Here is a 14,644-nt window from a genome sequence, read left to right as displayed (position 1 = left end):
AAGCTATGCCGTTCGGAGCATTCGGCGATTGATGGTGTAAACGAGGGCCAGGATGGCAAAAGCAAATAGGACCAGCACCAGCGCGTACTGATTCGCTATCCCGTAGTTCAGCGCTTCCACTTCATCATAAATGGCGATAGAGGCGACCCGGGTCTCTCCGGGGATGTTGCCACCGATCATTAGGATGACGCCAAATTCGCCTACCGTGTGGGCAAAGGCGAGCACAACACCAGTCAGTACCGCCGGCTTAATGTTCGGCAGTTCCACCCGCAGCAGGGTTTGCCATACGGACTTGCCGAGGCTGTAGGAGGCTTCCCGCAGGTGCTTCGGCAGGCTTTCAAACCCCGACTGAATGGGCTGTACCATGAAGGGCAGGCTGTAGATCAGGGAACCTATGACCAGCCCGGCAAAGGAAAAGACCAGGCGGATATTGGCCGTTTCCACCAGCCAGTTGCCCAGTGCCGAGCGCGGGCTGAAAGCGAGCAGCAGGTAAAAGCCAAGGACCGTAGGCGGCAGCACCAGCGGCATGCTGATGAGGGCTTCCAAAATAGGCTTGAAACGGCTTTGGGTGCGGGATAGCAAAAAAGCAAGCGGCACCCCTATGAACAGCAGCAGCACGGTTGTGACCGCCGCCAACTGAAAGGTGAGCAACAGGGTTTGCGCAAATCCGCTGTCCATCTATGCGGTCTTTTCTTTGATGATGTTCAGGACTTCCTCCCGCTCTTCGGGGCTGTTGACGTTCCGCAGCGCCTCCGGGTTTTCTGCATCCAGCAGTTCTACATTGGAATTGATGAGGACCTTGCGCGGACAAGAGTAGCCCTGGGCCAGGAATTGCAGCAAAATAGGATAAGCGCGGGGCTCCCAGATCGTGATCAGGGGCTCAGGAAACTCGGTAACCGAGCTGTTGAATGCGGTAGCTGCTTTGGACACATTGCGGTAGCCGACCAGTTGGGAAAGCGTGGCGTCATCCAACAGGGGCAGGTCACAGGCGACCACCAGCCAGGCTGCATCCGGATTTTGCCGGAAGGCAGACAGTATGCCGCCAAAGGGGCCCAGCCCGGTGAAGGTGTCGGTAAGGGGATTTTTCAAGGCTTCGGCCTGATCGGGGCGGCAGGACAGAAAGGTTTCTTTGCAGTAATGCCCGATAAGGTCGGCAACGTGGTCGCGCTGTGGTCGGCCGTGGTACTCAATCAGGCCTTTGTCTTCGCCCATGCGCTCGCTTTTACCGCCTGCCAGCACCAGCCCGTACAGGGGCGGGGCAGAGGCATTGAGCTCTTTTTCTACAAAAAGCGGGATACCGGCATGGTCCTCCAGCTTCATTTGAGGGATGTTGCTGAAGCCTTCCAGCGCTTCCCGCAGCCAGGGATAGGGCTCCTTGACGCCCTCTGCCAGCAGCACGAGCCGTACATCAGTCAGGCGGTCGAGTTTGCGCCGAAGCGAATCTTCTTTTCGGGGGTCAATGACCACAATCTGCCGCTTGGCTTTGAAGTGGTTGCCATTGACGATGACCGCATCCTGATCGTTGAAGCGCCACCGGAACTGATGGGTGCCCAGCTCCGCTTTCTGATCAAAGCGGTGATAGTGGATTTTGTCCGTATAATTCAGGCAGGCACCGTGCGCCATCGCCCCGTCGTAGGAGGGCTCATCGTCGCCGTGGGCATGGTCGGCGTCGACATACCCTACGTTGTAGACTTCGCTCAACCGGTCGATGATGGCATAGGCCAGCTGCTGAATGTTGCCACAGGGCGTACCCAGTATAGCCCACTCATTGCGATGGAATTCCCCTATTGCCGGGCGGGCAAGCTTGGTGTGTTTTTGGTGCTTCTTCTCTGAATTGGCCATGACATAGTGGTTTGTAAACTGCCGGTTTCAAAATTCGCAATGCTCAATGTAGTAAAAGCGTAGCAAACCCCAATTACCCGGGGCGCTTAAAATCCCGCTTTCCGCCGGTCTTTTCCATGAGCTTGGTCTCTTTAATTATGATATCATGGGAGAAAGCTTTGCACATGTCATACACCGTAAGGGCGGCAACGGTGGCGCCGGTGAGGGCTTCCATCTCCACACCCGTCTTCGCCGTGATGCGGGCCGTGCAGTCGATGACCACTTCCCGCTGCTCATTCACTTGTATGTGGACCTCGCAGTTGTCCAGCCCCAGCGGATGGCAGAGGGGGATAAGCTCGCCTGTTTTTTTGGAGGCCATGATGCCAGCCAGGACAGCGGTCTGAAACACAGGCCCTTTCTTCGTATGCAGTTCCTGCCCCTCCAGCTGATCCATGATCTCATCGCCCAGCACGACTATGGAACGGGCGCGGGCGGTACGGCGGGTGACTTTTTTTGTGCCAACGTCCACCATATTGGGATTGCCTTCGGCATCAAGGTGCGTAAATGTGCTCATTTTGGTCTTGGTTTAACGGTAAAAAAGGAGTGGGAAGACTTCCCCGGCGGTAAAGTCATTGCGCCCACGGGGCAATTCCAGGAACGCATCGGCGTCCGCGAGGTTGGCCAGATCGCCGGAGCCGCGGCCTTCCATGGGGTGAGCCATGAGGCGGCCGGTAATAGGATCGTAGTGTGTTTTGACCTGCAGGAAGTACGTCAGGTCGGGCTTGAAGTGGAAGTCTTTGGCCAGCACAGCGTGGGCATAGCCCATCGGCTCCAGTCCCAGACTGACGCGCAGCCAGGGGCGTACGTAGCGCTGTGTGCACATGAAGGAGGAAACGGGGTTGCCCGGTAGTGCAAAAATGGTGCATTGTCCTTCCACTTCCCCAAACCAGAACGGCTTGCCGGGGCGCTGTTTCACCTTGTGGAAATGCTTCTTTGCGCCCAGCGCTTCCAGTGCGGCCGGCACATAATCGTACTTGCCTTTGGAAACGCCACCGCTCAGCAGAATGATGTCGTAATTTTGGATGCAGTTTCCCAGTGCTGTCTTGGTGGCTTCCAGCTCATCGTCAATGTGCAGGCGGTCTGTGGGGATGCCCCAGCGGGAGAGGGCCATCTGTATAGTGTAAGCGTTAGAGGTCCGGATTTGGTGGGGCTCCGGCGTGCTCGCTACAGGCACCAGTTCATCTCCGGTGGAGACAATCACGGCTTTGGGCATACGGGCGACTTCCAGCTCGGGCAGTCCTACCGTAGCCGCAACGCCAATCTCGGCCGGAGACAGCACGGCACCGGAGGCTACAATAAGATCGCCTGCCTGACGGTCGGTGCCCTGCCCGTGCGCATTTTGGTATGCTTTGACTTTGGCGTCCGATATGATTTGCGCCTGCCCTTCTTCAATTTGAAGGTCCTCGTAGCGGATGACCGTGTCTGTGTTTTCTGGCAAGACCGCGCCAGTCATCACTTCCAGGCAACTACCTGCATCCATTAGCGTCAGCTGTGGGCTACCGGCGGCCTGTATGCCCTCCACAGGAAAGCGGCGTTGCCCTTTCTCATACGCAGCCCATTGAATGGCAATGCCGTCCATTGTAACCCGGGTGAAGGGAGGGAAGTCGCGGTCGGCACGAATATCCTGCCGCAATATGCGCCCGCTGCATTGCTCAAGGGGCAGTTTTTCTGTACCAAAATCCCGTTTCCGGCTGAGGACCAGCTGCGTGGCCTCTTGTATATCGATCATGGTCTTGTTGATTAGATGACTGTCTAACAGATGAACTGAGGTTGGGGTTTAGGCATAGGCTTAAGCGCTGGCTGCTGGGGTAGAGCTTCCCGCTCTGCTCCAGCTTATCCAAGAGGCAAACAGCAAATGCTGCCAGGCTATTCAAAAAGTGCAATTTGTTATGGACGTTCCAGGCTTTCAGACCCTGCCAAAAGAAAAGCGGGAACAGGCACCTTATGCCCGCTCCCGCTCACTGTATCTGACAGGAAGGATTTATACATGCAACGACCGGTCAGCCGTAGCTGCCAGTGCCGCTTCCTTGGTCGCTTCAGTGTAAGTGGGGTGGGCGTGGCTCATCCGTGCGATGTCCTCAGCGGATGCCCGGAATTCCATAGCAGTCACCGCTTCGGCAATCATATCGGCGGTACGTGGGCCGACCATGTGTACGCCTAGTACCTCGTCGGTCTCCTTGTGGGCCAGGATTTTCACCATACCCTCGGTGTCGGTGCTTGCCCGTGCCCGGCCCAGTGCCTTGAATGGGAATTTGCCGGACTTGTAAGGGATGCCTGCTTCCTTGAGCTGTTCTTCAGTTTGGCCAACGCTTGCCACCTCCGGCCAGGTATACACCACGCCCGGGATGAGGTTGTAGTCGATGTGCGGCTTTTCACCGGCAATGACTTCGGCAACGAATACGCCTTCCTCTTCAGCTTTGTGGGCAAGCATGGCCCCGCGGATGACATCACCAATGGCGTAGATGTTGTCCACGTTGGTCTTCAGGTGGGCGTCTACCTCTATACGGCCACGATCGTCGGTTTGAATGCCTACGTTTTCGAGCCCCAGCTTGTCGGTGTAGGCGTGGCGGCCAATAGCGACCAGGCAGTAGTCCGCATTAATGGTGAAGCTTTCTTCTGAGTCCCGCTTCTCCACCGTTACGGTTACGCTCTTTTTGTTGACCTTGACGTCGCTCACCTTATGCTTGAGGTGGAACTTCACACCGGTTTTCTTCAGCGCGCGCATCAGCTCCTTGCCGCAGTCTTTGTCCATAGTGGGCAGGATGCGGTCCATGAACTCCACCACTTCCACTTCGGTGCCCAGGCGGGCAAAAACAGAGCCCAGTTCCAGCCCGATGACGCCACCGCCCACCAGTACCATGCGCTTAGGCACTTCATCGATATTTAGGGCTTCGGTAGAGGTGATGACCCGCTCTTTGTCGTAGTTGAACGCGGCTGGTACGATGGGCTTGGAGCCCGTTGCGATGATGATCTTGTCCGAGGTGATTTCCTCCCTGGAGCCATCTTCTTTGGAAATGCTTACCGTATTCTTATCCACAAAAGAGCCATGCCCGTGGTAAACGTCGATTTTGTTCTTTTTCATCAGAAACTCCACGCCTTTGACCGTTTGGGCAACCACTTCATTTTTGCGGTTGATCATTTGCGGCATGTTGACCTTGAGGCTCTTGAGCTCAATGCCGTGCTGCTCAAATTTTTCCTTGGCATTGTGGTAGTGCTCAGAGGAGTCGAGCAGGGCCTTGGAAGGGATACACCCTACATTGAGGCAGGTGCCACCGAGGGTGTTGTAGCGCTCGATGATGGCGGTCTTCTTCCCTAACTGTGCAGCTCGGATGGCTGCCACATAACCGCCCGGCCCGGAGCCGATTACGGTAACATCGTATTTCATGGCGTTGTTTTTTATCAATGAATACCAAAGGTAACCCTGTAGGGTTGATCAAAAAAGCGTCAACCCCATCAATGGTTTGTAAAATTTGTAAATGTACGGGCACAAGTTCAGCCTATACCAGCCTTAGGACTTATCACCATCCCCTTTGTTCCCGTTATTGTTGTTATTGCCACGGCCCCGGCCGCCTTTGCGGCGCCGGCCGCGCGAACGGCTTTTGCCACCGCCTTTTTTATTATCCTGGCTGCCTTTGTTGTCACCTCCCTTATTGCTGGGACTGTTGCTGCCTTTATCCTGGCTGCTTTTGTTTTGCCCCTGGCTATTGTTGCTTCCTTTGGAGGTACTGTTGCCGCCTTTGCTCCGGTTGCCCGGCTTTTTCTTGTTCTTGCGGCGCTTTTTGGAACGCTTTTCTTCTGGCAATTCAATTACGCCAGTCACGTCTTCAAAGCCCATATCAGTCTCTTCCTCATTATCGGTCTCGAAGATGACCTGCAGGCTGACCAGGTCAGCGGGTTTTTCACCCTTTTTGTTCATGGCTTTGATGTCCTTCACACGGCTGGCTTCAAGCGTGTAGAGCTTGCCCCGGCCCGATTCTTTCTGATAGGCATAGTACATGAGCCCTTTGAAGATATCCGTTTTAACCAGAATGGCGGTACCCGCTTCCGTCTGTAGTTTGTCGGCGTTTTTGGGGAACTGCTGCAAGGCATCGAGATAGGTGTCCAGTTCGTAATTGAGGCAGCACTTCAGGCGGCCGCACATGCCGGATAGTTTAGACTGATTGATCGCCAGGTTTTGGTAGCGGGCAGCGGCGGTGGTGACAGATTTAAAATCCGTCAACCAGGTGGAGCAGCACAGCTCCCGCCCGCAGGACCCCAGTCCGCCAATACGGGCTGATTCCTGACGGGCACCAATCTGCCGCATTTCAATCTTCACCCGGAACTCCTTGGCATAATGCCGGATGAGTTCCCGGAAATCGACCCTTCCGTCGGCTGTGTAGTAGAAGGTGGCCTTGCGCTTATCGCCTTGGTATTCCACATCGCCGATTTTCATCTCCAGCTTTAGGTTGCGGGCAATGGCGCGGGCGCGGACCATGGTCGTCATTTCGAGGCTCCGGGCTTCTGCCAGGCGCTCCAGGTCCCGTTCATTGGCTTTGCGGATGATCTTGTGGAGGACATCCTTTTCGGAGGTCTTCTTTTTCTTCATCTGCAAGCGCACCAGCTCTCCCGACAGGGTAATCCTGCCGACGTCGAGCCCGGTGCCGGTCTCCACCACCACATCATCGCCGGTAATAGAGCGGGTGTGGTCCTGATTGCGGTAAAACCCTTTGTGCGCACCGTTTTTGAAGCTGACTTCCACGATATCGAAAGGGTCGGTATCCACGACGTCCATGCTCGAAAGCCAGTCGTAGGTATTGAGTCGGTTACAGCCCCCGGTAGCGCAGCCGCCATTGCTTTTGCAGCCGTTTGGGGTGCCTGTTCCGCATGTCGTACATCCTGTACATCCCATAATGTCAATTGTCAATTTATATATACGGACGCCACGCGTGCTAATACAGCCGCTGGGCGCTCAGGCCCTTGTAGGTGTCCGGTTGCTTTCGTTTTAGGATATGGTTCATTTGTATGGACGCATCGAGGAAGAGCACTTTGGGGTTGGCATTGCGCTCCACCGCAAAGATGCAGTCGCTGAAGAGTTGCATCAGCTGTTCTGCCTGATCGAGGTCCATCACGCCGGCCATCTTTTTGGCCGACTCTAATTCCTGATTTTGCAGCCGTACTTTCACTTCGGGGCCTGCTGCGATGAGCAGGGTGATTTCCCGGAGGAAGTGCAGGGCGTACTGCAGGAAATGCTTTTGGTTTTCTCTGCCTTGCCCGGCAAAGTCTTCCGACCATTTGACCATTTTAACGGGGTTGCCCTGATAGCCATTGCGCATCCACTGTAAAAATAGCCGGGCGTGGTCGTTTTCGTTATGTTGAGCCAGTTTCAGGGCTTCATTGTAGTTGCCATTGGCCAGATAGGCGATACCGGCAGCCTGTGCTTCAGCCACCCCGCTTTGTACCAGCCCCTGCTGAATGGCTTCGTCGCTCAGGGCGCGCACGTTCACAATCTGGCAGCGGGAGAGGATGGTATTCAGAATGAGTTCCTGCCGCTCAGCCACCAGCACAAACAGGGTGCGCTCGGGCGGCTCCTCGATGAGCTTGAGCAGGCGGTTGCCCTCTTTGCCCAGGTATTCCGGCAGCCACAGGATAAGCACTTTGTGGGTGCTTTCAAAGGTTTTCAGGCTGAGCTTGCGGATGATGTTTACGCACTCCTCCTTAGTGATATTGCCCTGTTTGTTCTCCGCACCGATGTGCTGCAACCATTCATTAGCATTGAGGTAGGGGTTTTCGGCTATAGCAGACCGCCACTGCGGCAGAAAGGCCTCACTGGTCATCTTGCTGCCCACGGTAGGGTAGGAAAAGTGGAGGTCAGGATGGACAAGCTTGCTCGCTTTGATGCAGCTGGGGCATTTCCCGCACGCATCGGATTCGTTGGGATTAGCGCAAAGCACATACTGCGCAAAGGCCATCGCCATCGCCAGCTTACCCGAACCTTCAGGGCCGAGCAATAGCAGCGCATGGGGCATACGGCCACCGCCGGCCATAAGCCGGAGCCGGTCTTTTACTGCGGGCTGCCCTATGATGTCGCTAAAGCGCATGCCTTATGCTGATTTAGCGCTGAGCAGAAAAGGTGAGGATCAGGAAGTTATCCAGGAAAGTATACGGTCATCAAACGGGCTGACTGAAGAAGGGTAGGCGGCTTGGAGCTGCCCGGTTTCATCAATCAGGAATTTATGAAAATTCCATTGTACGGCGTGGTCGAGCACGCCATTTTCGGCTTTGTGCTGCAGCCATTGGTAAATGGGGTGGGGCGACTTTTTGATGCCGATTTTGGCGGTCATCGGGAAGGTCACCCCGTAGTTGCGGTCGCAGAAAGCCTGAATGTCGGCTTCGCTGCCCGGCTCCTGCCCTCCAAAATCGTTGCAGGGGAAGCCGATAACGACCAGTTTATCGTTGAATTCGTCGTATAATTCCTGAAGTTGCTGGTACTGCGGGGTGTAACCGCATTCCGAAGCAACATTAACTACTATGATTTTCTTTCCCGAAAAGTCGGAAAAGTCGATCTGTTGTCCACTGATGCTGTCCACCTCAAAGGTGTGAAAATGCCTCACGGTATTTGCTGTTCAGCGTATTAATAATGCGGGCTAAATTACGCTTTTTGGGGAGGATTGAAAAGGTTTGCGTGTCTTTTCGCTTTGCATAGCGGAGAACTTCCCGGTCTTTTTCCAACCAAGCCTGCCCTTTTTTGTTGTGGTAGGCGAATCTAATCCAAATCAAGCATGAGAGTAGCTGTTTTCCGTCGCGCCCACTTCAATGCCGCCCACCGGCTGTACAATCCCAACTGGAGCGATGAGAAGAATCAGGAGGTCTTCGGGCTGTGCAATAACCCCAATTACCACGGCCATAATTATGAGCTGGAGGTCAAGGTCAGCGGAGAAGTAGACCCTGTGACGGGCTACCTGATCGACCTGAAAGTGCTCAAAGACATCATCAAAGAGCAAATCGAGCGGCGCTTCGACCATAAAAACCTGAATCTGGATACGGAGGAGTTCAAAAACCTCAATCCTACTGCCGAAAATATCTGCTACGTGATCTGGCAAATCCTGCGTGAGCACCTGGATGAGAAGTATGACATCGGTGTGCGCCTGTATGAGACGCCACGGAATTATGTGGAGTATCCGGCGTAATGCCAGTTAGGGAGGTCTTTTACTACGTCCGCCGTAGCCTTGCGAAGGCGGGCAGAACGCCCTAAATTATGAACTTTAAAAATTAGGTGGCTGTGGTACACGAGCGCAGCGACTGATGAAATAAACACCCACCTAATGGGGGCTAGGCAGTTAGGGCAGTCTTTTTCTCCGTCCGCCATAGCTGTGCGAAGGCGGGCAGAGTGCCTTAACTTAAACGTTAAAATTAGGTGGCTGTGGGTAAAAACACCCACCTAATGTTTGCTGGACAGTTAGGGTGGTCTTTTTCTCCGTACGCCATAGCTGTGCGAGGGCGTAAACCAAGTTGTCGCAGCTAACGTGGATTTTTTTAGGTAAATCTTTCGATCGATAAGTGCGACCCCGCTGGGGTCTATTCCAAGATTTAAGCTTGTTTTTACTGATGTACGACCCCCAATAGGGGTCGGCTATTAGTAAAAAAACAGCAATCAATATTTTTAATTGACGCCGTAGGTGTCAAACATACCGAAGAAAATGAGAGCCGATGCGACAATCCGGTTTGCGCCCCGCGAAGGGATACATCGAATCATCAACTATCAGATGGGACATCAATGGGCCGCGTGATCGACAATTTGATTTGCGCCCCTGTGCGAAGGCGGGCCAAAGCGCTCTGGCATACACCCAAAGGGTTTTACCTGATCCCTTCTATCTTGTCTTTATATACATTGACTAATTTGTAATCCTTGTTCATTTCAAGAACTCCACTCCAAACTTCCTTCATTGTTTTGTGGAATTCTTTCATACTCATATTCCCAAATCTGATATGGATCACTTTTGGTGGAGGTTCTTTAAACATTATTCGATTTGAGAAATCGCTATCTTTTATAATGATGGTTAAGTCATGTTTTTTTGCATAACTCCAAACATGCTTGTCCTTCATCCCCGCATCAATATCAATTTGATGTATATATTCATGTGTATTCCACAACCCAAAATAATAAGGCAAGTTTACGTCAATCAAATATCAGGCTGCCACATCTTTTATCCGGTAATTTTTATTCATCATTTCAAGTGCAAATTTCTTGCAGGCCTCAATGTCGCCTTTTTCTAAAATCGGATATTGTTCTAAAATTTCCTCTTCGGTTGTTCCATTAAACAAATACTCCAGTATAGTTTGAGCTGTAATTCTTAATTCCCTTATTGTAGGTTTACCATCACACAGCTCAGCATCCAATGTAATTCTCTCGAATATATATTCCATCTTCTTTTTTTAGCTATACAATTCTTCAGGGTTGTTAGTTCCCTTAATTAAGCCTGGCAAGATTTGGGACTTTAGTAATCTAACTCACTTATAATGCTTAGTTTGATTAATTGTCAGGATGAAAATACCAATCATTCATAATAGTTGTGCTATTCATAGAACAAAAAAAGCCCCTGCGGCAATCCACAGGGGCTTTTTAAGCTGGTAAGGCTGTAAAATTTACGGACGCACCGTGCTTTTCTTCAGGCGCAACGTCTTCACGATGCCCTTGTTGTTGTCCACCATGCTAGCGAGGTAGAGGCCATTCGGCAGGTCACCGATGTAGTACCGCTGCCCGGGCGCTACGTTGAAGCTACGCATCTCTCGACCCAACACATTGTACAGTACCACCCGGTCTACGCCATTGCCACCGCGGATGTTGAAGTAATCAGCGGTGGGGTTGGGGAAGACGGTGAGTGGGGTTGTGTTGAGGTCGTTGGTGCTGCTTGGCAGCGAAGCTGTAAAATTAAAATCAGCTGATACTGCCACCTCATCAGGATTGGCAAGGTCGTAAACCTCCATAATGACGGTGCCTTCACCCGCTACACCTCTGGGGCGTAAATGGACATCAATGTTCGTTGTGTCTCCGGGGTTAAGTGTAATAGGTGCATTAAGCCCTAGGTCTTCCATGATGTTGGAGGATACCTGAGCAGGATAGCACTGGTTATTGTCACAGATCATGGTTTCCCACTCTTCAAGAATGTCAGGGTTTCTAACCCATTGGATAGAGACAGGTTCGTCTCCTTCATTAACAACATAGGCTTTACCGACAATTTCCATAAAGAGATCGTTGGGATCGGCTATGCCTTCTTTTTCAATGGTTTGCGGAGTGAAAACCAAGGAAACCTGTGCTTCGATCACAAGTGCAGTGGAAAGGATAAATGCAAAAAGGAGTATAGTTTGCTTCATGGATTCTAATTTTATTAAACAAAAGTCCGAATAAATTATAGAAATATCAACATCTCAAGTGCTAAATAAACTTTAAAGTAGTGGCTGCGACGAAATAAAGTCAGGTCAGCACTCCAATTTGGGGTACTGACCTGACCGTGAACCATCCGGGGAAACAAATGCCAGCCCGGCTTAAGTTCGATAGCTTATTCTACAATGACCTGCTTAACTGCTACCTGATTGCCGAGGTTGATCCGGAACGTGTAGGCGCCAGCAGTCAGCCTGGAGGCATCAAAAGGAACAGATACTTCTCCGTTCAGGGTACCCAGGTATTGGGTTGCAACGGTTTGCCCCATTGCATTGAACACCGTCAGGTCTACGGAGGTAGCGCCATCAAGGTTAAGGGCAATATTAACGATGTCCGTTGCAGGGTTAGGGAAAATATCCAACCGCTCGTTAGCCAGTTCAGGCTGATTACTGGACAGGATATCGAAGTGCGCTTTGCCTGCGTTGACGATCGCGCCTGTGTTGCCGTCTATGAGCATCACTACTGCCGACATTAGCTCTGGGTTGTAACTAGCGGGTACTGTGTAAGTGTACGTTTGAGTTACTTCCTGGTCTGCTGTTACATTATCCGGGAAGACATTCTCTCCAAAGTAGCCACCAATGATTGCACGTGCTACATGATTGTAGTACATATCGCCTGCAAGAATAGGGTTCGGAGCAGCTTGCCAGTCCAATCCAGCACCTACGAGAGGGATATTCTGTGACTGGAAGCTGTAAAAGTTGGCTTGGTTGTATCCACTGCCGCTTCCCTGAATGCTATCTTCCAAAATGACTACATTCATACGCATGTCCAAATCGTCGATTAACGTGCGGAAGGTTGCTTTTGCTTCGATTGTTACCTCTCCGGTCGCAGGGTCAAAAGCAGCTGTCGCATCAACTGATGCAGGAGAAACCCGCTGTGTTAATTGGTTGTAGTAAGACTGGAAATCTGCAGTAGAGACGCCAACGTCCAATAATACCCGGTCTGCATTACAGCTTGGGTACCCGGAAAGCCCTATATTGTTGTCATACTCAGCAAAAGCCATAGGGTCACCATTGTGAACGGCAATACCGATAAAGGTCTCAGGGTATTGAGCAATCAGGTCTTCCATGGCAACAAATCCGCGGGGGCACCAACCACACCAGCTACCTGTACCTTCTTCGAGAACCATCCGCTTTACCGGAACCACAGAAACAGCAGAAATCCTTCCATCAACTACGTTATCTGTTTCATCATCTGTTTCACCGTTAGGATTGGAAACGGTAACTTGAATATCGTAAGTGATAGCCGCTGTAGGCATGAAAGTTGTACTATGCGCATAATCAATAGACTGACCGTTACCCAAACCAAGGTCGGTGAGGTTGTCAGTGTAAGTGTTTGTGCCATCTGTCCATGTAACATCCAATGTGTTGATGGTATTCGCACCATCATTGGTGATAGTGGTGATGATTTCGACATCATCAAGAATTTGATGGTACTGAGTTGTTGAAAATGCAGTAGCACTTACAGCCAGGGCTTGTATCGCTTCAACTTTGATGTCATCCACCAGTAGTAAGAATTGGTCGGTGGAGTTGTTTCGCCAAGCGATATAAATAGTTTGACCCACGTAGTCACCAAGCGCTGCGCTACGCTCAGTAAATTCGGTTACCTCAGCCGCAGTACTGAAAATAACATCAGTAAAGTCAGCCACTTCATTTCCAGTTGTAGATACGAGAACCTCATACCCATCCGGAAAACTGGCGTCCTGTGCTTTTGCGGACCAGCTCACAACGGTGTTTTCATTGGTGATTTCAATAGCTGGTGTAATCATCCAATCGTCTGCTGCCCCAGCCGGAGAGTACCAAGAAAGAGTTTGAAACGGCTACGTTTGTACCATTGCCGAATGCAGGGTTGGCCGCATTCCATGCATCTGGGTAGGCGGCAACATTAGGGTGTGGCGTAAGTCCATCCACATCGATCAGTGTCATAGGCTCAATGCCATTTTCAAAGTCTTGCTCGAAGAAGACCTGCGCAGTCGTTTCAGTCGCCTGCAGCATAAATAATGCGAGAATAAAGAGTATAGCTGCTCTCATACCTAAAAAAGGATTTAGTTAATATTCTGAAATAAAATCATGGCAACAGGCTTTCCTGCCACCAATTACTAGCGCAGCAAAGCTAAAGTAAAAATTGGATTTTGGGTTAGGGTGGTGGTTACTGTTTTTAAGAATGTACAGTTTGTTTACCGCTTTTCTATGATTTGTAACCTTTCTGACATTTAAGAACGGGCATAGTCGGGCCCGAAGCACCCCTGCTTTATGGAGATGAGATGGGCATTCAGAAGCCGAAACTATAGCAATGACTCCTGCTGGAATACATACCCAAACCGCTCTGGTAAGGAGCGGGAAAGTGAGATCCTCTCTTAGTACAGCAGCCCAAACATCCAAAGCGGGATACGCTGTGGGTGAGCGGTGGCAGCAGAATCGACAACTACGTAATGATGAGGGGCGGTGCTCCAGTCGAGGCTATCGTATAGCGGGCGGCGGTACGCTGTTTCTGCCATTTTTAGGGCAGCCTGAGACCGGAGGAAAAGCTTTTGCATTTTATTTTGTTTAACCCATTAAACAAAAAGACTAAAAAGTGTTTAGTGGGCTAAATAAAATTGGTTGCTTTTCTTCTTTCCCTGATCAGACATTGTTTAGCTTGTCGATGATTTGTCGAACGCTCTCTTTCAGTGTAGGGAGGTAGTCTACGACTGTCTTCCAAACAATATCAATTTCGACATTGATATAATCGTGAATTAGTACATCTCGCATTCCAGCCATATCTTTCCAAGGTATATCAGGATGTTCTCCGGATATACACAGATAGTCTTTTTGTGGCTTCGCCAATTATTTCAAACTGACGGACTACAGCATCTTGAACTAAGGTGGAGTTTTGGAAGGACTCCTCGGATAAGCCTTTTGTGTAAGATTGAATCTTTTCAATTGAATCCTCAATGTGTTCCAGATAGGTAAGATCACGAAAGGCACTCATCACACAGTAATAATTTTTAGGTCCTGCTCCACTTCCGGCTTTATTCTGGGGTCAAGGTATTTTTCACTAACGATATCTACTTCGCGGTCAAGTAGTTCTGATAGTTCCCGGTGCATGCGTGCCAGTATGAAAAGGTTAACAGGTTCATCATAGGTTACTAAGATGTCAATATCACTTTCCGGTGTGTGTTCGTTTCTGGCAAAAGACCCGAATATCCCAATCCTGGAAATTGGATATTGAGCAAGATAGTTTCTAATGATACGGTGAACCTCTTCATTTGTCATATTGCAAGTATAATCTTTTTATCATTGGGTAGCAAGTAGGCAAAGGCATGAAATCTTTGTTGAAGCAGGCATTGTGCCATAGGGGTTCTTT

18 protein-coding genes are annotated in these 14,644 nt (G+C 50.9%); 1 reads left to right on the top strand and 17 read right to left on the bottom strand.

Features of this window, described 5'->3' with window-relative positions; translation table 11 throughout:
- Positions 1–3 precede the first annotated feature (3 nt).
- The 8 genes from modB to MRY86_RS18260 form a co-directional block, all read right to left on the bottom strand.
- Positions 4–678 (bottom strand): molybdate ABC transporter permease subunit, encoded by a 675-nt coding sequence (gene modB, locus MRY86_RS18295; protein ID WP_293566338.1) that lies wholly within the window; start codon positions 676–678, stop codon positions 4–6.
- Entirely contained in the window at positions 679–1,842 is a 1,164-nt protein-coding gene (locus MRY86_RS18290; protein WP_293566340.1) for an NTP transferase domain-containing protein, read from the bottom strand.
- Positions 1,843–1,915: 73 nt separating this feature from the next.
- On the bottom strand, positions 1,916–2,395 hold the full coding sequence (gene moaC, locus MRY86_RS18285; RefSeq protein WP_293566342.1) for a cyclic pyranopterin monophosphate synthase MoaC: 480 nt from the start codon (positions 2,393–2,395) through the stop codon (positions 1,916–1,918).
- Between the two features lie 12 nt (positions 2,396–2,407).
- Positions 2,408–3,610, bottom strand: a complete 1,203-nt coding sequence (locus MRY86_RS18280) for a molybdopterin molybdotransferase MoeA (RefSeq protein WP_293566343.1) — start codon at positions 3,608–3,610, stop codon at positions 2,408–2,410.
- 252 nt (positions 3,611–3,862) lie between these two features.
- Positions 3,863–5,266 (bottom strand): dihydrolipoyl dehydrogenase, encoded by a 1,404-nt coding sequence (lpdA, locus tag MRY86_RS18275; RefSeq protein WP_293566345.1) that lies wholly within the window; start codon positions 5,264–5,266, stop codon positions 3,863–3,865.
- A 123-nt stretch (positions 5,267–5,389) separates the two neighbouring features.
- Entirely contained in the window at positions 5,390–6,769 is a 1,380-nt protein-coding gene (gene ricT / locus MRY86_RS18270) for a regulatory iron-sulfur-containing complex subunit RicT (RefSeq protein WP_293566347.1), read from the bottom strand.
- Positions 6,770–6,809: 40 nt separating this feature from the next.
- Positions 6,810–7,958 carry a hypothetical protein gene (locus MRY86_RS18265; protein WP_282782921.1) on the bottom strand — a complete coding sequence of 383 codons (1,149 nt, stop codon included), beginning with the start codon at positions 7,956–7,958 and terminating at the stop codon, positions 6,810–6,812.
- A 39-nt stretch (positions 7,959–7,997) separates the two neighbouring features.
- Entirely contained in the window at positions 7,998–8,471 is a 474-nt protein-coding gene (locus MRY86_RS18260; protein WP_282782923.1) for a glutathione peroxidase, read from the bottom strand.
- 168 nt (positions 8,472–8,639) lie between these two features.
- Here MRY86_RS18260 and MRY86_RS18255 point away from each other — a divergent pair, with 168 nt between their 5' ends.
- On the top strand, positions 8,640–9,047 hold the full coding sequence (locus MRY86_RS18255; RefSeq protein WP_293566351.1) for a 6-carboxytetrahydropterin synthase: 408 nt from the start codon (positions 8,640–8,642) through the stop codon (positions 9,045–9,047).
- A gap of 667 nt (positions 9,048–9,714) precedes the next feature.
- Here the strand turns inward: MRY86_RS18255 and MRY86_RS27215 are convergent.
- The 9 genes from MRY86_RS27215 to MRY86_RS18225 form a co-directional block, all read right to left on the bottom strand.
- Positions 9,715–10,044, bottom strand: coding sequence for a DUF5615 family PIN-like protein (locus MRY86_RS27215; RefSeq protein WP_363325398.1), 330 nt, complete (start codon positions 10,042–10,044; stop codon positions 9,715–9,717).
- Between the two features lie 3 nt (positions 10,045–10,047).
- On the bottom strand, positions 10,048–10,284 hold the full coding sequence (locus MRY86_RS18250; protein WP_293566353.1) for a DUF433 domain-containing protein: 237 nt from the start codon (positions 10,282–10,284) through the stop codon (positions 10,048–10,050).
- 219 nt (positions 10,285–10,503) lie between these two features.
- Entirely contained in the window at positions 10,504–11,232 is a 729-nt protein-coding gene (locus MRY86_RS18245; RefSeq protein ID WP_293566355.1) for a T9SS type A sorting domain-containing protein, read from the bottom strand.
- Between the two features lie 185 nt (positions 11,233–11,417).
- On the bottom strand, positions 11,418–13,067 hold the full coding sequence (locus MRY86_RS18240) for an Omp28-related outer membrane protein (protein ID WP_293566357.1): 1,650 nt from the start codon (positions 13,065–13,067) through the stop codon (positions 11,418–11,420).
- Entirely contained in the window at positions 13,048–13,329 is a 282-nt protein-coding gene (locus tag MRY86_RS18235; RefSeq protein ID WP_293566359.1) for a hypothetical protein, read from the bottom strand. Before MRY86_RS18235 ends, MRY86_RS18240 begins: the two co-directional genes overlap by 20 nt.
- A 326-nt stretch (positions 13,330–13,655) precedes the next feature.
- Positions 13,656–13,835 (bottom strand): hypothetical protein, encoded by a 180-nt coding sequence (locus MRY86_RS18230; protein WP_293566361.1) that lies wholly within the window; start codon positions 13,833–13,835, stop codon positions 13,656–13,658.
- An 85-nt stretch (positions 13,836–13,920) separates the two neighbouring features.
- On the bottom strand, positions 13,921–14,049 hold the full coding sequence (locus MRY86_RS27210; RefSeq protein ID WP_366145570.1) for a HepT-like ribonuclease domain-containing protein: 129 nt from the start codon (positions 14,047–14,049) through the stop codon (positions 13,921–13,923).
- A gap of 25 nt (positions 14,050–14,074) precedes the next feature.
- Entirely contained in the window at positions 14,075–14,269 is a 195-nt protein-coding gene (locus MRY86_RS27205; protein WP_363325400.1) for a HepT-like ribonuclease domain-containing protein, read from the bottom strand.
- On the bottom strand, positions 14,269–14,553 hold the full coding sequence (locus MRY86_RS18225; RefSeq protein ID WP_293566363.1) for a nucleotidyltransferase family protein: 285 nt from the start codon (positions 14,551–14,553) through the stop codon (positions 14,269–14,271). Before MRY86_RS18225 ends, MRY86_RS27205 begins: the two co-directional genes overlap by 1 nt.
- Positions 14,554–14,644 lie beyond the last annotated feature (91 nt).

Origin of the sequence: Phaeodactylibacter sp. (assembly GCF_022763345.1) — a bacterium.
GTDB lineage: Bacteria > Bacteroidota > Bacteroidia > Chitinophagales > Saprospiraceae > Phaeodactylibacter.
This window is presented reverse-complemented; position numbering and strand designations above follow the sequence as displayed.

Excerpts from the sequence above, each read along its gene's own strand:
- modB (WP_293566338.1), bottom strand. The coding sequence starts at position 678 with ATGGACAGCGGATTTGCGCAAACCCTGTTGCTCACCTTTCAGTTGGCG.
- MRY86_RS18290 (WP_293566340.1), bottom strand. The coding sequence starts at position 1,842 with ATGGCCAATTCAGAGAAGAAGCACCAAAAACACACCAAGCTTGCCCGC.
- moaC (WP_293566342.1), bottom strand. The coding sequence starts at position 2,395 with ATGAGCACATTTACGCACCTTGATGCCGAAGGCAATCCCAATATGGTG.
- MRY86_RS18280 (WP_293566343.1), bottom strand. The coding sequence starts at position 3,610 with ATGATCGATATACAAGAGGCCACGCAGCTGGTCCTCAGCCGGAAACGG.
- lpdA (WP_293566345.1), bottom strand. The coding sequence starts at position 5,266 with ATGAAATACGATGTTACCGTAATCGGCTCCGGGCCGGGCGGTTATGTG.
- ricT (WP_293566347.1), bottom strand. The coding sequence starts at position 6,769 with ATGGGATGTACAGGATGTACGACATGCGGAACAGGCACCCCAAACGGC.
- MRY86_RS18265 (WP_282782921.1), bottom strand. The coding sequence starts at position 7,958 with ATGCGCTTTAGCGACATCATAGGGCAGCCCGCAGTAAAAGACCGGCTC.
- MRY86_RS18255 (WP_293566351.1), top strand. The coding sequence starts at position 8,640 with ATGAGAGTAGCTGTTTTCCGTCGCGCCCACTTCAATGCCGCCCACCGG.
- MRY86_RS18250 (WP_293566353.1), bottom strand. The coding sequence starts at position 10,284 with ATGGAATATATATTCGAGAGAATTACATTGGATGCTGAGCTGTGTGAT.
- MRY86_RS18245 (WP_293566355.1), bottom strand. The coding sequence starts at position 11,232 with ATGAAGCAAACTATACTCCTTTTTGCATTTATCCTTTCCACTGCACTT.
- MRY86_RS18240 (WP_293566357.1), bottom strand. The coding sequence starts at position 13,067 with ATGATTACACCAGCTATTGAAATCACCAATGAAAACACCGTTGTGAGC.
- MRY86_RS18235 (WP_293566359.1), bottom strand. The coding sequence starts at position 13,329 with ATGAGAGCAGCTATACTCTTTATTCTCGCATTATTTATGCTGCAGGCG.
- MRY86_RS18230 (WP_293566361.1), bottom strand. The coding sequence starts at position 13,835 with ATGCAAAAGCTTTTCCTCCGGTCTCAGGCTGCCCTAAAAATGGCAGAA.
- MRY86_RS27210 (WP_366145570.1), bottom strand. The coding sequence starts at position 14,049 with ATGCGAGATGTACTAATTCACGATTATATCAATGTCGAAATTGATATT.
- MRY86_RS27205 (WP_363325400.1), bottom strand. The coding sequence starts at position 14,269 with ATGAGTGCCTTTCGTGATCTTACCTATCTGGAACACATTGAGGATTCA.
- MRY86_RS18225 (WP_293566363.1), bottom strand. The coding sequence starts at position 14,553 with ATGACAAATGAAGAGGTTCACCGTATCATTAGAAACTATCTTGCTCAA.